At 68.1% G+C, this 16,644-nt stretch carries 15 protein-coding genes; 9 read left to right on the plus strand and 6 right to left on the minus strand.

What is annotated here, in order from left to right; all coding sequences use genetic code 11:
- Together VK92_RS41205 and VK92_RS36920 are read right to left on the minus strand one after the other, a co-directional pair.
- Positions 1-126: zf-HC2 domain-containing protein (locus tag VK92_RS41205; protein WP_197094504.1), on the minus strand; the 126-nt coding region annotated here is incomplete at its 3' end.
- Positions 104-703, minus strand: a complete 600-nt coding sequence (locus VK92_RS36920) for an RNA polymerase factor sigma-70 (protein WP_042976293.1) — start codon at positions 701-703, stop codon at positions 104-106. The genes VK92_RS41205 and VK92_RS36920, both read right to left, overlap by 23 nt.
- 365 nt (positions 704-1,068) lie before the next feature.
- Between VK92_RS36920 and VK92_RS36925 the strand changes: the two genes are divergently transcribed.
- Positions 1,069-1,623, plus strand: a complete 555-nt coding sequence (locus VK92_RS36925) for an NADPH-dependent FMN reductase (protein WP_011353625.1) — start codon at positions 1,069-1,071, stop codon at positions 1,621-1,623.
- 45 nt (positions 1,624-1,668) lie between these two features.
- Here the strand turns inward: VK92_RS36925 and VK92_RS36930 are convergent, their stop codons facing one another.
- Entirely contained in the window at positions 1,669-3,933 is a 2,265-nt protein-coding gene (locus VK92_RS36930) for a hybrid sensor histidine kinase/response regulator (RefSeq protein ID WP_048023914.1), read from the minus strand.
- A 481-nt stretch (positions 3,934-4,414) separates the two neighbouring features.
- Between VK92_RS36930 and VK92_RS36935 the strand changes: the two genes are divergently transcribed.
- The 3 genes from VK92_RS36935 to VK92_RS36945 are packed head-to-tail and all read left to right on the plus strand — an operon-like array spanning position 4,415 to position 6,337.
- On the plus strand, positions 4,415-4,783 hold the full coding sequence (locus VK92_RS36935; RefSeq protein ID WP_021161390.1) for a response regulator: 369 nt from the start codon (positions 4,415-4,417) through the stop codon (positions 4,781-4,783).
- The gene (locus tag VK92_RS36940) at positions 4,776-5,402 is read left to right on the plus strand and encodes a chemotaxis protein CheC (protein ID WP_021161391.1); all 627 of its coding nucleotides are present in this window, start codon (positions 4,776-4,778) and stop codon (positions 5,400-5,402) included. The genes VK92_RS36935 and VK92_RS36940 overlap by 8 nt, the downstream gene beginning before the upstream one ends.
- A complete protein-coding gene (locus VK92_RS36945; RefSeq protein ID WP_021161392.1) occupies positions 5,399-6,337 on the plus strand; it encodes a GGDEF domain-containing protein in 939 nt (312 codons plus the stop codon). The genes VK92_RS36940 and VK92_RS36945 overlap by 4 nt, the downstream gene beginning before the upstream one ends.
- 56 nt (positions 6,338-6,393) lie before the next feature.
- Here the strand turns inward: VK92_RS36945 and VK92_RS36950 are convergent, their stop codons facing one another.
- Positions 6,394-7,278 carry an alpha/beta fold hydrolase gene (locus VK92_RS36950; RefSeq protein ID WP_048023917.1) on the minus strand — a complete coding sequence of 295 codons (885 nt, stop codon included), beginning with the start codon at positions 7,276-7,278 and terminating at the stop codon, positions 6,394-6,396.
- 175 nt (positions 7,279-7,453) lie between these two features.
- On the opposite strand from VK92_RS36950, the gene VK92_RS36955 reads away from it, so the two are divergent.
- From VK92_RS36955 to VK92_RS36975, 5 genes are all read left to right on the plus strand, one after another.
- A complete protein-coding gene (locus VK92_RS36955) occupies positions 7,454-7,786 on the plus strand; it encodes a hypothetical protein (protein WP_048023918.1) in 333 nt (110 codons plus the stop codon).
- A gap of 259 nt (positions 7,787-8,045) precedes the next feature.
- Positions 8,046-8,894, plus strand: coding sequence for a presqualene diphosphate synthase HpnD (gene hpnD / locus VK92_RS36960; RefSeq protein WP_021161395.1), 849 nt, complete (start codon positions 8,046-8,048; stop codon positions 8,892-8,894).
- A gap of 13 nt (positions 8,895-8,907) precedes the next feature.
- The gene (gene hpnE, locus VK92_RS36965) at positions 8,908-10,161 is read left to right on the plus strand and encodes a hydroxysqualene dehydroxylase HpnE (protein WP_048023919.1); all 1,254 of its coding nucleotides are present in this window, start codon (positions 8,908-8,910) and stop codon (positions 10,159-10,161) included.
- A 15-nt stretch (positions 10,162-10,176) separates the two neighbouring features.
- Positions 10,177-12,150 (plus strand): squalene--hopene cyclase, encoded by a 1,974-nt coding sequence (gene shc / locus VK92_RS36970; RefSeq protein ID WP_021161397.1) that lies wholly within the window; start codon positions 10,177-10,179, stop codon positions 12,148-12,150.
- 24 nt (positions 12,151-12,174) lie between these two features.
- Entirely contained in the window at positions 12,175-12,858 is a 684-nt protein-coding gene (locus VK92_RS36975; RefSeq protein ID WP_122982974.1) for a phosphorylase, read from the plus strand.
- Between the two features lie 138 nt (positions 12,859-12,996).
- On the opposite strand, the gene VK92_RS36980 is transcribed toward VK92_RS36975, so the two are convergent.
- Both VK92_RS36980 and VK92_RS36985 read right to left on the minus strand, forming a co-directional pair.
- A complete protein-coding gene (locus tag VK92_RS36980) occupies positions 12,997-13,956 on the minus strand; it encodes an MlaA family lipoprotein (RefSeq protein WP_048023921.1) in 960 nt (319 codons plus the stop codon).
- Complete coding sequence (locus tag VK92_RS36985; RefSeq protein WP_048023923.1) at positions 13,949-16,582, minus strand: MMPL family transporter; 2,634 nt, start codon at positions 16,580-16,582, stop codon at positions 13,949-13,951. Before VK92_RS36985 ends, VK92_RS36980 begins: the two co-directional genes overlap by 8 nt.
- Between the last annotated feature and the right edge of the window lie 62 nt (positions 16,583-16,644).

Below are 16,644 nucleotides of genomic sequence, written 5' to 3' on the forward strand. Positions count from 1 at the left end.
ATAGGCCCTGCAGCCACTGCAGGTCGGCAGGTGTACTCGCACCTGCAGGCGCTCATGCAGGGTCAGATGCCGGTCGAGCGCATCCGACAGCAGTCGCGTCACGTCAGTACATTTCCCCGGCAGCATCTTCGGTCGTCAGTCCTTTTTCACTGAGGCAGGTTCGCAGGCGCGTGCGCGCCCGATACAGCAGCACGCTGCAATGATTCGTCGTCAGCGTCAATTCGCTGCAGATGTCCGTAATCTCGACATCGAGGAATTCGCGCATCATGAACACGCGCCCGATCTGCTCCGGCAGGTGGTCGAGGCAGGTCTGGAACAGCGTCCAGAACTGCTGTTGCTGCAACAGCGTTTCCGGGCGCGGCCACGGTCGCGGCTTCGCATGCGCGGCCCAGTGCCCGTTTTCCTTGAACAGCTCGCGATCGAGCACCGATTCGCCGTCGAGCTCGGCATCGAGCGCCGACAAGCTCACCGTCCGCTGCCGCGCGCGCAGCACGTCGATCAGCTTGTTGCGCAGGATGCCGAACACCCAGGTCTTGTGGGCCGACAGCCCGGCGAAATCGCCCGCGTGCGACCACGCGGCGGCGAGCGCTTCCTGCACGGCGTCTTCGGCCGCGTCGGCATCGCGGAGCTGGAGTCGCGCGAAGCGCAGCAGGTCGCGCCGCAGTTGCGCGAGATAGGCGGGATCGTCGTATTCGGACGGCATGTCTGGGTTGCGGTGTCTCGAGGCAATCGCGTGCGCCACCGAGCGGGCGCGTCGCGGTGCGAGCAGCTTACTGGGCGCGGTGCCCGCCTGCAATGCATGTTCCGTCGCGAATTCACGAAACCGGTCGACGCGCTGCGCTATGCTTGCCGAACCCAGTGTCGTGTGTCGACTTCGACACGCGGCGGGCAATATGTAACGTCAGATCATAACGGCCAAGTTATCCACAATTTCTGTGGAAAACCTTGTGGAAAGTCGGCCGGGCGGCCCCGTGGGGCGGTTCGCGGGCTGGCTTGCCTATAAACAGACCTTTGTCGCTCGTTCGGAAGCAATCGATCCGATTCCTCGCTCACCGGAAGGAGAATGTCATGTCCTATCGCATCGCCGTGGTCGTCGGCAGCCTGCGTCGCGCTTCGTGGAACCGCGCGCTCGCGCACGCCGTGATCTCGCTCGCCCCCGCCGATTTCTCGTTCGAGTTCGTCGAGATCGGCGAACTGCCGCTGTACAGCCAGGACTACGACGCGGATTTCCCGGAAGTCGCGAAGCGCTTCAAGCAGTCGATCGAAGCCGCCGATGCGCTGCTGTTCTTCACGCCCGAGTACAACCGCTCGATTCCGGGCGTGCTGAAGAATGCGCTCGACTGGGGCTCGCGCCCGTGGGGTTCCAATTCGTGGTCGGGCAAGCCGGGTGCGGTGCTCGGCACGTCGCCGGGTGCGACGGGTACCGCGCTCGCGCAGCAGCACCTGCGCAACGTGCTCGCGTACCTCGACGTGAAGACGCTCGGGCAGCCCGAGATGTTCATCAAGCACGATCCGGCACGCATCGACGATCAGGGCCAGATCGTCAGCGAAGACACCCGCAAGTTCCTGCAGGGTTTCGTCGATCGCTACACGGGCTGGGTGCGCTTGCTGAAGTCGGCCTGAGCGTCGCCCCGTTCATGCCGCCGGCGCCGGCCCGCGCGTAGCGGGTCACGTGCCGGTGTGCCGCGCGTGCCGTGCGTCGCGCGCTTCGCGGATGCCCAGCAGGATCTCGTCGAGCAGCGCGATGTCGAACGGCTTCGACAGCACGCGGACGTTGACGGTGCGCGTGCGGTCGAGTTCCTCCGCGTAACCCGTGACGAGAATCACGGGCAGCTTCTCCGGCCGCTTCTCGACTGCTTCGGCGAGGTCGATGCCATTCAGGTGGCCCGGCATGTGGATATCCGAGATCACGAGGTCGAACGCGTCGTTCGCAGCGGCGCCTTCGATCAGGTGCAACGCGTCGTCGGCGGTGGGCGCGTAGGTCACGCGGTGACCGAGCAGTGACAGCAGCGCTTCGGTGCCGGCCGCGACTTCGCTGTTGTCCTCGACGAGCAGCACGTGCAGGCCGGCGAGCGCGCCCGTGCCCGTGCCCGCGTCGTGCGCGACCGCCGGCGGCCGTGCGACGACATCCTCGGCGCGCGCGCGCGGCAGGTAAAGGCGCACCGACGTGCCTGCGCCGACCGCGCTGTCGATCGTCGCGAGGCCACCCGAGCGTTCGCAGAACGCGAATACCTGCGGCAGGCCGAGCCCCGTCCCCATCCCCTGAGCCTTCGTCGTGAACAGCGGCTCGAACGCGCGGGCGAGCACGTCGGGCGCCATGCCCGAACCCGTATCGTCGAGCGAGATCTGCACGAAATCGCCGGTCAGCGGAAAGCCGTCCTCGCGACGCAGCGTCACGTTGCGCGCGCCGACCGTGAAGCGGCCGCCGGCCGCCATCGCGTCGCGCGCGTTGACCGCGAGGTTGATCACCGCGAGTTCGAGCTCCGCGACGTCGACGCGGATCGGCCACACACCAGGCTCGATCGCGACGACCAGCGACGATTTCGAACCGAGCGACGTCTTCAGCAGTTCGCGGCATGTGCCGACCCATTGCCCGACGTCGATCGTCTCGTTGTGCAGCGGCTGCTTGCGTGCGACACCGAGGAGCTGGCGCGTGAGCGACTGCCCGTTCTTCAGCGCGCGTTCGATCGCGCCGAGTTCCTTGTCGAGATGCTGGACCCCGCGCCGCCGCACGATCTGCACGTTGCTCGAGATGATCATCAGCAGGTTGTTGAAATCGTGCGCGACGCTGCCGACGAGGTTGCCGAGCGCCTGCATCTTGCGCGACTGCCGGTACGCCGATTCGATCGAACGTCGCATCGACGCTTCGGCCTGCCAGCGATCCCACGCCTCCTCTTCCGCCTTCAGCCGCTTGAGCGACAGCCAGATCACCGACCACAGCGCGACCGACGGCGCGAACATCGAGAGGAACAGCACGCTCAGGTGTTCGTACCATTCACGCCAGATCGCCGACGTGCGATACGAGCACGTCACGTAGACGGGATAACTGCCGACCTGGCGATACGCGACGATCTCGCTGCTCCCACCGTCGTGGCGCACCCGCACGACGCCGGCGCGCGGATCGTTGCGCGCGTCGCCGAACGTGGCGGCGCGATCGGTATGCGCGAATGCCGGCGGCGGCGGATACGACGCGATCACCGCGCCGTCCGAGCGCGCGAGTGCCATCGTCATCGGCGTGCTCGCACCGCCGAGCAGGTCGCGGTAGAACGCGTTGAAATACGACGACTTCAGCGCGATCGACACCATCCCGGCGAACGAACCGTCGCTATGGCGACGCGCGACGCCCGTGTTGAACACGGGAATGTTCTCGAGCTTGAGCGGCCCCATCATCAGCCGCGAGATGTGTTCGATCACCTTGCCGTCGCGAATGCCGGCGAAATCGTCGCGGTTCGCGATCGACGCATAGGGCGCCGGATAGTAGAGGCTGTTCGCGAGCAGCATCCCGCTCGCGCCGAAGATCGACACGGCCGCCACCTGCGGATAGCCGCCGCCGATCGTGTTCAGCGCTTCATGGATGTCGGACTCCCTGTTGCGCACGGTCGCGTCGTCCATGTCCTGCACGAGATCGACGATGCGCGCATCGAGCGTCTCGCTCAGGTCGAACACCTTGAGCGCGTGCTCCTCGGCAACCCGCACGGTGCGCATCGTCACGTCGCTCGCGGCGGCCTCGCGCGTCTTCAGGTCGTTGTACGCCATCACCACGACGTAGATGCAGGGCAGCACGATCGCCGCGACGAGCAGCACGATCAGCGTCACGCGCCGCACCGCGAAATCGTGCTCGGGCGCACCGGACGCATAGTTGCCGTCGTCCTGCCAGTCGTCGGCGGGCGGGGAGGCGGGAGCGTGGGAATCGGCGGGCCGGTCGGACGTCATCGAGGAAGCGGGTGAGGCGAAGGTGCCTGCCATCATAAACGAGTTGCGACGGCCCGCCGTACAGCCCCGGATGCACCCGGACGCCAGTAATCCTGTCGATTCCGACAGGCGGAAATTGTCAGATTGAAAACGCGACGAATCCGGCAGCGCAAACGTACACAAGGAAAAATTTTGCGTGCTTATCTCGAAAATGGTCGCGGCTGTTTTCGGAATGGCGCATGTTCGGACCAATTCTGTCCGAAATGGTGAATATGGCGAGTTGCATCGCCTCCGGTTTACTCCGAGAATCGCGCCTTGCTTTCCCTATGACAGATATCTGCGCCTGCCGGCATTCGCCGCGCGGCGCGTCGCGCGCGCCCGCGTTGCGGCGCCCGCGCGCGGTTGCAAGGCGGCTGCCCGCGCCCGAACGCATTGGCGCCTCAAGAAGTGCGCCGCGCGGTCGTTAACGCGAGAGAGACCATTCCGTATACCGCTTCGCCCCATGCCTTTGCCGATTGTAATTGCCGACGATTCGCTGCTCGCTCGCAAACTTCTGACAAAGGCGCTGCCGGGAGGCTGGGACGTCGATGTCGCGTATGCCGCGAATGGTCGAGAGGCCTTGGCGCTGTATCGTGACGGCAAAGCTTCCGTAATGTTTCTGGACCTGACGATGCCCGACATGAGCGGATATCAGGTGCTGGAGACACTGCGCCACGAAGATCTGAATACGTTCGTGATCGTGGTATCCGCCGATATCCAGCCGCAGGCGCAAGCACGCGTGCGCGAATTGGGCGCGATCGCATTCGTTGCCAAGCCCGTGACGTCGGAGGCATTGCTGCCCATTCTCAAGGAGTATGGGTTGTATGCCTGACTCGGTGTTCACGGCGGAGCAACGCGACGCGTTGCAGGAGATCGCCAACCTCGCAATGGGCCGTGCCGCCGCACGGCTCGCGTTGTTGCTCGGGCGCTTCATCGAACTGTCGGTGCCGCGCGTGCGGGTCGTGAAAGCGACCGACGCGGGCGATGCGCTGCGCGAGATGACGGGCATCTACGACAACGTGACCGCCGTGCGCCAGGGCTTCCGTTCCGACATCAAGGGCGAGGCGATCGTGCTGTGCCGTACCGCGAGCATCGCGCGGCTGATGTCGGTCGTCGACCGCACGTTCGGCGAAGGCGTGTACGGCGGGATGGCGACACCCGACGAAGTCGTGTTCGACGTCGCGAACGTGCTGATGGGCGCCTGCGTCGCATCGATCCTCGACGAGCTCGGGCGCAAGCCCGTGTTCTTTCCGCCGGGGCTGCTCGGCGCGAACGTGTCGTTCGACGACGTCTTCCAGCCGACCGAGCTGGCATGGAGCGTGGCATTGCTGCTCGAGGTGAACTTCGGGCTCGAGGACCACGCGTTCCGGGCTCACTTCGTGATGCTGATGGCCGAGGATTCGATCCGGCTGATGGGCGACGCGCTCGACGCGTTGCTGTCCGCGCTATGACGGCCGCTGCCCCGTCGCTGAGCGATCTCGTGATCGAGCGGGTGGGCTTCGGCCTGTTCGTGCTCGACCGCGCGATGACCGTGCTGATGTGGAATCGCTTCATGCAGGACCACAGCGGCATCCCGGCCGCCGACGTGATCGGCCGCAACCTGTTCGACTGTTTTCCCGACCTGCCGCGCGCGTGGCTGTCGCGCAAGCTCGAGAGCGTGTTCCAGCTCGGCAGCTTCGCGTTCAGTTCGTGGGAGCAGCGGCCCTACCTGTTCCGCTTCGAGCACGACCGGCCGATCACGGGCGGCGTCGACTACATGCAGCAGGACTGCACGTTCATGCCGCTCACGCGCGGCCGCGACGTCGAAGCCGTGTGCGTGACGATCTCGGACGTCACGCACGTGAGCGTGATGCAGCGTGAACGCGAGGAAGCGGTCGCGAAGCTGCGCGAACACGCGAATCGAGACGGCCTGACCGGCATCGCGAACCGGCGCTTCTTCGAGGCGCGGCTCGGCGACGAATTCGCGCGCTGGCAGCGCTACGGCGGCGACATGTCGGTGCTGCTGTTCGACCTCGACCACTTCAAGACGATCAACGACCGTTTCGGGCACGCGGCCGGCGACGCCGTGCTGCGCGAGACGGCGCGCCGCGTCGCGTCGATCGTGCGCGCGCAGGATACGTTCGGCCGCTTCGGCGGCGAGGAATTCGCGCTGCTGCTGCCGTGCACGAATCTCGACGAGGCGATGCTCGTGGCCGACAAGGTGCGCGATGCGATCGGCAGTGTGCCGGTCGATGCCGAGGGCGTCAGCGTGCCGGTGACGGCGAGTGTCGGCGGCGCGTGTGCAAAGGCGGGCGCGGCCACTTGCGACGTGCTCGTCAACGAGGCCGACGCCGCGCTCTATCGCGCGAAGCGCCTCGGGCGCGACCGCTCGGTGGCCTACGCGTAGGCGCACCCGCACCGCCCTGCTGCGCGCGCAGCGAATGCGCCCCGCGCGTGCCGTGCTCAGCTTTTCGCGATGTCGGCCAGCACGCCGGCCAGGACGGCCGGCTGCGACATGAACGGCGAATGGCTGCTGTCGAGCTGGTGCACGTGGGTCGGGTTGCCGGGTGCGAACGCGTCGGCTTCGTCGATGAAGCGCTGCTGCAGCGCGGGCAGGATCACGCGATCCTGCAGGCACTTGATGTAGTGGCGGTCGATCGCGCCCCAGCGCGCGGCCGTCGTCGGGATCGCGGTCGCGAACGGTGCGGCCGGCACGTCGCAGGTCATCAGGTTCGCGACGGCTTCGAAGTCGGCTTGCGGCACGTCGTCGTACAGCGCGCGCTTCGCGAGTTCGCGATACGCGGCGTCACCGCTGCGCGGATCGATGCGCAGCGCACCGGCGACGCGCGGGCTTGCCAGCATCAGCGGGCCGAGCATCTCACCCTTGTTCTCGGGCGCGCGCACGTAGTCGAGGCCCGGCACGCCCGACGCGGGCATGAAGGCCGAGAGATAGACGATCTTCGCGATTTTCTCGGGCGCGCGTTCGGCAGCCGCCGTGATCGCGAGGCCGCCCATGCTGTGCCCGACGAGCACGACCTTGCCGCGGCCGAGCGCGTACGCGTCGTCGACCGCCTGCATGACCTGCGTCGCGTAATCGTCGAGCGTCGTGTTCGCGACCGGCGACGGCTCGGCGCCGAACGCATCCTTGTCGAGCGGGCGGGTGAAGTAGGAAACCGGAAAGCGGGCGTTGATGCCGTGCGCGGGCAGGTCGCGCGCGATCGACAGGTGGCCGCGCTCGGCCAGCGCGGCCGCAACGTGCGCATAGCACCACGCGCCGTGCCAGGCGCCGTGCACGAGCACGAAAACGGGATGATCGGACTGCGGGGTGGCGCTTGCGTTCGTCTCCATGGTGTCCGGGTCTTCAGATTTTGAGAAAGGTGTCATCTTAGACGAACCCGCGCGCACCCAGACGGGCCGCTTTCGATCTGTCCCTCTTGTCTCGTACAGGCCACATTTCGTCCGTATCCGATATGAATTTATCCCGAAGCGCGCTAATTTGTTGCTTTGCCTGCGATTGCGCCCCATGAACGTCGACTATCTCTTCTATCGGAAGCCGAACAAACCCGGCCCCTATTCGCTCGACGACCTGGGCGACATCGCGCCGCCGATCGGTCCGGGCGACCTGATACGCGCGGGCATCGCACGCGTGTTCGCGCAGATCGACTGGCAGGAATCGCCCGACGTGCCGGGTGCGTGGTTCGGCACGGGCGGCGCCGTGTTCCAGTTCACCGCGGAGCCCGACGGCCACGTGACGAGCTTCATGGGCTCGCGCCTCGAACGCCGCTCGATGTTGCAGCTCACCCGTGAAATGGGGCTCATTGCGCTCGACCTGCAGCGCGACCTCGTCTACGGCTGACGCAGCGCCGGCGCCGCTTCCTGCCCGGGCCGGGCGCCCTTGCCGGTCAACGGCCTCCGGCATGCCGCCGCATGCGGCGAGTGTCCGCCATCGAACTTCAAAGATTGCTATACTTTCGCCCAATTCCGGCTTCCGGCCGGTAATTTGTGCCTGTCTGCGTCGATCGTTCGCATATCTCGCACGCATTTGACGCCCTGACCATCCCAGCCGGGCATGGCTTCTTCAATCGCCCCGCGTGGGTGTCTCCGTGGAGCTTGTCTTGGCCGTTTCCAATTCCGTCGTGGACGAACAAGAAACCGACGCCGCTGCCGTCACATCGGGCAGTTCTTTCTATCTTGCGATGCGCATCCTGCCGGCCGTGCAGCGCGATGCGATGTTCCAGGTCTATGCGTTTTGCCGCGCGGTCGACGACATCGCCGACAGCGACCTGCCGCGCGCCGAGCGCAATGCGGGCCTCGATCGCTGGCGCGCCGACATCGACGCATGCTACGCCGGCCGCCCGCCGCGCCACCTGGCCGCGCTCGACCGCGAGATCCGTGCCTTCAACCTGCAGCGCGACGACTTCCACGCGATGATCGACGGGATGGCGATGGATGCGGTCGAAGACATCTGCGCGCCCGACGAGCCGACGCTCGACCTCTTCTGCGATCGCGTGGCGAGCGCGGCCGGCCGGCTGTCGGTGAGGATTTTCGGGATGCCTGAAGCCGAAGGGATCAAGCTGTCGCATCACCTCGGCCGCGCGCTGCAACTGACCAACATCCTGCGCGACATCGACGACGATGCGGCGATCAACCGCTGCTACCTGCCGCGCGAGCTGCTCGCGCGCGAGGGCATCGCGATTACCGGCCCGGCGACGATCGTGCGCGATCCGGCGCTGCCCCGCGTGTGCGCGACGCTCGTCGAGCGTGCGCTCGAGCATTTCCGCCAGGCCGACGCGGTGATGGATACGTGCCCGCGTGCGCAGGTGAAGGCGCCGCGCATCATGTCGGGTGCGTATCGCTGCATTCTCGAAGCCGCGGTTGCACGCGGCTTCGCCTTCCCGCGCGCGCCGCTGCGCAAGCCGAAGGCGCGCATGCTGATGATCGCCGCGCGCTACGCGCTGTTCTGAGTCGACCGAGTCGATGCCCAGGACCGTCCACGTGATCGGCGCCGGCCTTGCCGGCCTGTCGGCCGCGGTCGAGCTGCAACGCCGCGGGCGGCGCATCGTGCTCCATGACGCGCACGCGCATGCGGGCGGCCGCTGCCGCTCATGGTTCGACGGGACGCTGAACACGACGCTCGACAGCGGGCTGCACACGGTGTTCGCGGGACAGCCCGCGACGCAGCGCTACCTGCGCGCGATCGGCGCGGCCGACCGGCTCGCGGGGCCCGCGTTGCCTGAATTCCCGGTCGTCGACGTCGCGTCGCAGCAGCGCTGGACGCTGCGCTTCGGCGACGGGCGCTGGCCGTCGTGGCTGTTCGATGCCGCATCGCGTGCGCCGGGCACGACGCCGCTCGACTACCTCGCGCTCGCCCCGCTCGCGTTCGCACGCATGGGCCGCTCACTCGCACAGACGATGCGATGCGACGGCATGCTGTGGGAACGTTGGCTGCGGCCGTATTTCCTCGGTGTGCTGAACGTCGAGCCGCGCCACGCGAGCGCCGAACTCGCGCGTGCGGCGCTGTGCGGCACGTTTGCCGCGGGCGGCCCCGGCTGCCGTCCGCTCGTCGCGCGCCAGGGTCTCGGCAGCGCATTCGTCGAGCCGGCGCTGCGGATGCTGCAGCACGGCGGCGCGCAGATCCGGCTGAACTCGCGGCTCGACGCGTTCGAATTCGGCGCGCACGGCAATGCGGTCGATGCGGTCTCGGTCGGCGGCGAGCGGATCGATCTCGCACCGGGCGACGCCGTCGTGCTGGCCGTGCCGCCCGAGGTCGCGCAGCCGCTCGTACCCGAGCTCACCGCGCCCGACACGTTCAGCGCGGTCGTGACCGCGTATTTCGCGATCGAGGCGCCGGCCGGCACGCCGCTGCAGACGGCGGTCGTGAACGGTGTCGTCGATGCGGTGCGCACCGGCGGCGGCCAGCTCGCGGCGACGATCCGCGACGCCGGCCGCTGGCTCGACACGCCGCGCGACTCGCTTGCGCGGCGCATCTGGGAAGACGTCGCGCGCGTGACGGACGCGAACCCGGAAACCATCCCCGCGTGGCAGCTCGTCGTCGAGCCGCGCGCGGGCTTTGCGGCGGTGCCGTCGCAGGAAATGAAGCGTCCGGCCGTGCGTACGCGCTGGACCAATCTCGTGCTGGCGGGCGACTGGATTGCCACCGGCTTGCCCGCCACGATCGAGGGCGCGATCCGCTCCGGCCAGCTGGCCGCGGACGTGCTCCAGACACAGTAAGCAACAGAGGGACCGATGAACGATCTCACCGAAATGGCTACCTTGTCCGCCGGCACCGTGCCGGCCGGCGTCGATGCGGCCGTCGCGCGTGCGACCGACGCGCTGCTGGCCGCGCAGAACGCGGATGGCCACTGGGTCTACGAACTCGAAGCCGATTCGACGATTCCCGCCGAATACGTGCTGCTCGTCCACTATCTCGGCGAGACGCCGAACGTCGAACTCGAACAGAAGATCGGCAAGTATCTGCGCCGCATCCAGCAGGCCGACGGCGGCTGGCCGCTGTTCACCGATGGCGCGCCGAACATCAGCGCGAGCGTGAAGGCGTATTTCGCGCTGAAGGTGATCGGCGACGACGAGAACGCCGAGCACATGCAGCGTGCGCGCCGCGCGATCCACGCGATGGGCGGCGCCGAGATGTCGAACGTGTTCACGCGCATCCAGCTCGCGCTGTACGGCGCGATTCCGTGGCGCGCGGTGCCGATGATGCCGGTCGAGATCATGCTGCTGCCGCAGTGGTTCCCGTTCCACCTGTCGAAGGTCTCGTACTGGGCGCGCACCGTGATCGTGCCGCTGCTCGTGCTGAACGCGAAGCGCCCGCTCGCGAAGAACCCGCGCGGTGTGCGCATCGACGAGCTGTTCATCGATCCGCCCGTCAACGCCGGCCTGCTGCCGCGCCAGGGTCACCAGAGCCCCGGCTGGTTCGCGTTCTTCCGCGTGGTCGACCATGCGCTGCGCGCGGCTGACGGCCTGTTTCCGAACTACACGCGCGAACGCGCGATCCGCCAGGCCGTTTCGTTCGTCGACGAGCGCCTGAACGGCGAGGACGGCCTCGGCGCGATCTATCCGGCGATGGCCAACGCGGTGATGATGTACGACGTGCTCGGCTACGCGGAAGATCATCCGAACCGCGCGATCGCACGCAAGTCGATCGAGAAGCTGCTCGTCGTGCACGACGACGAAGCGTATTGCCAGCCGTGCCTGTCGCCGGTGTGGGACACGTCGCTCGCCGCACATGCGCTGCTCGAGACGGGCGACGCGCGGGCCGAGGAAGCCGTGCTGCGCGGCCTCGAATGGCTGCGCCCGCTGCAGATCCTCGACGTGCGCGGCGACTGGATCTCGCGCCGCCCGCACGTGCGGCCCGGCGGCTGGGCTTTCCAGTACGCGAACGCGCACTACCCGGACGTCGACGATACGGCGGTGGTCGCGGTGGCGATGGATCGCGCGCAGAAACTCCGGCAGAACGACGCGTATCGCGATTCGATCGCACGCGCGCGCGAGTGGGTCGTCGGGATGCAGAGCAGCGACGGCGGCTGGGGCGCGTTCGAACCGGAAAACACGCAGTACTACCTGAACAACATCCCGTTCTCGGATCACGGCGCGCTGCTCGATCCGCCGACGGCCGACGTGTCGGGCCGCTGCCTGTCGATGCTGGCGCAGCTCGGCGAGACGCCGCTGAACAGCGAGCCGGCGCGCCGCGCGCTCGACTACATGCTCAAGGAGCAGGAACCGGACGGCAGCTGGTACGGCCGCTGGGGGATGAACTACGTGTACGGCACGTGGACGGCACTGTGCTCGCTGAACGCGGCCGGCCTGACGCCGGACGATCCGCGCATGAAGCGCGGCGCGCAGTGGCTGCTGTCGATCCAGAACAAGGACGGCGGCTGGGGCGAGGACGGCGACAGCTACAAGCTGAACTATCGCGGCTTCGAACAGGCGCCGAGCACGGCGTCGCAGACGGCCTGGGCGCTGCTCGGCCTGATGGCGGCCGGCGAGGTGAACAACCCGGCGGTGGCGCGCGGTGTCGACTACCTGATCGCCAACCAGAACGAAGAAGGCCTGTGGGACGAGGCGCGCTTCACGGCGACGGGCTTCCCGCGCGTGTTCTACCTGCGCTACCACGGCTATCGCAAGTTCTTCCCGCTGTGGGCGCTCGCGCGCTATCGCAACCTGAAGCGCGACAACACGACGCGCGTCACGTTCGGGCTGTAACGCGTGGCGACGCAATCCACCGGCATGCTGCCCGTCATCGCCGTGACGGGGATGGCGTTCGAGGCGCGCATCGCGCGCGGCGACGGCGTCGAAGCGGTCTTCGCCGCGCGCGCCGACCGGCTCGAACGCGCACTGACGGAGGCGACCGCGCGCGGTTGCGCGGGCATCGTGAGCTTCGGCACCGCGGGCGGGCTCGCGCCCGACCTCGCGCCCGGCGCGCTCGTGATCGCGAACGCGATCGACGGGCCGTTCGGCCGCGTCGAGACCGATACGCGCTGGAGCACACGGCTCGTCGCCGCGCTGCACGACACGCCGGTGTGGGCGCGCGTCACGCGCGGCACGATCGCGGCCGTGGGCGCACCGGTCGTCGGCGAACAGGAAAAGACGGCGCTGCATCGCGCGAAGGGCGCGCTCGCCGTTGACATGGAGTCGCATATCGCGGCGGCCTTCGCGGCGGCGCGCGGTGTGCCGTTCGCGGTGTGCCGCGCGATCGTCGATCCGGCGTGGCGCACGTTGCCCAGCGCGGCGACGGCCGGCCTGCGCGACGACGGCAGCACGGCGATCCTGCCGATCCTGCGTGAACTGCTGAAACAGCCGTCGCAGCTCGGCCCGCTGCTGCAGGTGGCCGGCGACGCGCGCGCGGCGCGCACGACGCTGATCCAGGCCCGGCACGCATTCGCGCGTGCGGGCGCGATGCGGATCGTCTGAGCGGCGTTCGCCGCTTTTTTCTTTCCCTCCTCTTCCCGTTTCTCGCCGACGAATCGCGGACAAATCGCGGACAAAAAAAGAGCGCTGCAGATTTGAACTGCAGCGCTCTTTTTCCTTGCGGCGGTGGCCGTTGCAGCGTTACTGCGCGGCCGGACTGCTCGCAGGCGTTGCCGGCGCGGTTGCCGATGCCGCGGCAGGCGCAGCAGCCGGCGTGCTCGCCGGCATCGCACCGTCCGCACCCGGATCGTCGTACTGCGGCAGCCCCGGCGCGGCCGGCGCATTGTTCGGCGCCGCGCCCGGTGTACCGCCCGACTCGCCCGGATCCTCGTAGTTCGGCAGCCCCGGCACGGCAGGTGTCGCGGCCGGCACGGCGCCCGATTCACCCGGTTCGTTGTAGGTCGGCAGCGTCGTCGCCGACGACTGGCTGCGGTACGTCAGCGACTTGCGCTGCTGCAGGTATGCGTCGCGCACGAACGAATACGGATCGAGCGCGGCCTGCTTCAGCAGGTCGGTCGCGCCGAGCAGGTCCGAACGCGCGCTGATGAACTGCGCGATGTACATCGGGTTGCGCGCGGCCGGCTCGATGTAGTTGAGCAGGTTGAAGCGCACGTCCACCGCGCGGCCGACGCCGTCGCGGAACGTGCTCGGCCCGAACACGGGCAGCACGAGGTACGGGCCCGACGGCACGCCCCAGCGTGCCATCGTCAGGCCGAAGTCCTGGTGATGCTTCGGCAGCCCGGCCGGCGTCGCGATGTCGATCAGGCCGGCGACGCCGAACAGCGAGTTCATCGCGACGCGCATCAAGTCCTGCGTCGCATCGGTGATGCGCAACTGCAGCAGGTTGTTCGCGATGTTGCCGAGGTCGCCGAGGTTCGAGAAGAAGTTGCTGATCGCGGTGCGCACGGGCGTCGGCGTGACCTTCTGGTAACCCTTCGCGATCGGCTGGGCGATGTTCGTGTCGACGGTGTCGTTGAACTTGTACATCGCCCGGTTCATCGGCTCGAGCGGGTCGTTGGGGTTGCGGTTCGGTCCCGTCGCGCAGCCGGTCAGCACTGCGCTGGCGGCAACGGTCGCCGCAATGATTCGCACCTTATTCATTGATTCCTTGCGATTGGTTCTTGGCGCGTTTGACGCGCGGTTTGCCCATCAGGACGGGCTGGAACACCACGGCGCCGATCAGCGTGCAGGTCAGGGCCAGCGCGAGCAGCTTGCCCATGCTCGACGTGCCCGGATGGTGCGACAGCCACAGGCTGCCGAATGCGGTCGCCGTCGTCGCGGCGCTGAACAGGACGGCGTGCGTGAGGCTCGAGTGCAGCAGCCCGGTTTGCCCCCCGCGCCACGCCATCACGAAATACACCTTGAACGCGACGCCGACGCCGAGCATCAGCGGCAGCGCGATGATGTTCGCGAAGTTGAGCGACATGCCGAGCACGACGCACAGTTCGAGCGTCACGATGCCCGACACGAGCAGCGGCACCAGCGTGCGCAGCACGTCGCCGAAGCGGCGCAGCGTGACCCACAGCAGGATCGTGATCGAGATGATCGACCACAGGGCCGCATGCAGGAACGCGTTGATGATCGTGTCGGCCGAATGCAGGATCGAGATCGGCCCGCCGGTCGCGCCCGGTTCCGCGGCCTTCACGGTCTTCGCGAAGCGGCGCAGCATGTTGTCGTCGTTCGGGTCGACGCCCTTCGGCACCTTCGGCGAAATCTGCACGAGTGCATGGCCGTCCGGTGCGACCCAGTCGCGTACGAGCTGCGGCGGCAGCGATTCGCGCGTGATGTCCTGCGGCTGCAGCAGCGAGGCGAGCTGGTTGAGCGCGATGCGCAGCGTGTCGGAGAACGCACGCTCGGCGCGGTCGCGCGTCGCGGCGTCCGCGGCGGCGAGTTTCGCGAGCGAGGCCGACAGGTGCTGCGCGGCGGCCGCACCCGGGCCCGGATGATCTTCGGCCGCGTAGCTCAGCAGGTCCGACACGCGCTTGAGCGCGGCGACGCGCTGCGCGTCGGTCGCGGGCGGCGCGGCCGGCTGCGTCAGCGCGGGCAGCAGGTCGCTCGCGGCGGCTGCGATCGCCGCGCGCTTGGCCGGCTGGTCGGCGGGGATGAAGGTCGACAGCGTGGTCGTGCGGCCCACTTCGGGCAGTGCGTCGAGGCGCTTCGCGGCCGCGTCGGCATCGGCGAGCGACGGCGCGAGCAGCGTGACGTCGTTGACGGCGGCTTCCGGCGAATCCTTCAGCGCGAGCAGCGTCGCCATCGATTCGCTGTGCGGATCCTTCAGGTGCAGCGGGTTGAAGTCGAAGTGGAGAAATGCGAGCAGCGGCAGCGCGCCGACCACGACCACGAGCGTGCCGATCAGGATCGGCTTGCGATGGCGATCGAGGTAGTCGTCGACCGGCGCGAGCCACGGGAAGCCCGGCGTCTTCGATTCGCCCGGCGGCGCGAACAGGCGCAGCAGCGCCGGCAGCAGCGTGATCGTGGTCAGCAGCGCGACGAACATCCCGACGCCCGCGATCAGGCCGAGTTCGGACACGCCGCGATAGGCGGTGGGAATGAACGAGAAGAAGCTCGCCGCGACGGCCGCGGTGGCCAGCGCGAGCGGCATGCCCATCGAGTGCGCGGCGCCGATCAGCGCGTGATCGATGCGCGGATCGCGGAAGCGCTCCTCGCGGTATTTCACGCCGTACTGGATCGAGAAGTCGACGCCGAGGCCGACGAACAGCACCATGAACGCGACCGAGATCATGTTCAGCGAGCCGACCATCGCGAGGCCGAGCGCGGCGGTCACGACGAGGCCGACGAACAGCGTGACGAGCACCGAGCCGATCATCCGCTTCGAGCGCAGCGCCAGCCACAGGATGACGAGGACGGCGAGCAGCGTGAGCGCGCCGTTGAGCGCCGCGCCATCTTCGACGGACGCGAATTCGTCGTCGGCGAGCGGCTGTTCGCCGGTCAGGCGCACGGCGGCGCCGTAGCGCTTCTCGAGGTCGAGCGAACGGGCCGCGTCGCGGATCACCTGGCTGGTTTCCGCGCCGGCCTTCAGCGCGCCGTAGTTGACCACCGGCTGCACGGTGACGAACGCGCGCGCGGGCTGCCGCGCGGCATCGTTGTCGACCAGCGCGCGCCACGAGAACGCGGCCGGCTTGCCGGCCAGCACGTCGTCGACCGTCGCGGCGCTGCGTGCGAGCAGCTTCGCCATCGCGGGCAGTTTCACCTGGCCGGTCAGGAGCGGCTGGCCGAGCGTGGTGGAGAGTGTGGTCGCGAGGCCGGTCAGGCTCGGGTTCTTCGCGAGTTCGTTGACGAGCGGGCGCGCGCTCGCGAGCTGCGAGGTGGTATCCGTGACCTCCTGCGGCGACAGGAACAGCAGCCCGTTGTGCTCGAAGAACGGCCCGCCGCCGGGCTCGGCGACCTGGCCGATGCGGCCGGCGTCGGCATCCTTGCGCAGCGCTTCGGTCAGCGCATGCGCGGCGGCGTTCGCGAATTCGGGCGCCGGCGCCTCGACGACCGCGAGGATCGTGCCGTTGCGTTGCGGGAACGCCTTGTCGACGGCCTGCCCGAGCGCGGCCCATTGCGGCTCGGCATCGACGAGCTTGCTGATGTCGGTGTTGATCTTGAAATGCTGCGCGACATAGACGCCGCTGAACGCGGCGATGACGAGCGACAGGACGACGACCCAGACGGGGCGGCGCACCGACCATGCAACGAGTCGGACGATGAGAGATGTCACCATGTGGCGGTGGGGAGCGGCTGGCAAGGGCAAAGTAGCCAAGTATACCGGCGCAGCGTGGCGGC

The organism is Burkholderia sp. LK4 (assembly GCF_001043615.1).
Classification (GTDB): domain Bacteria; phylum Pseudomonadota; class Gammaproteobacteria; order Burkholderiales; family Burkholderiaceae; genus Burkholderia; species Burkholderia cepacia.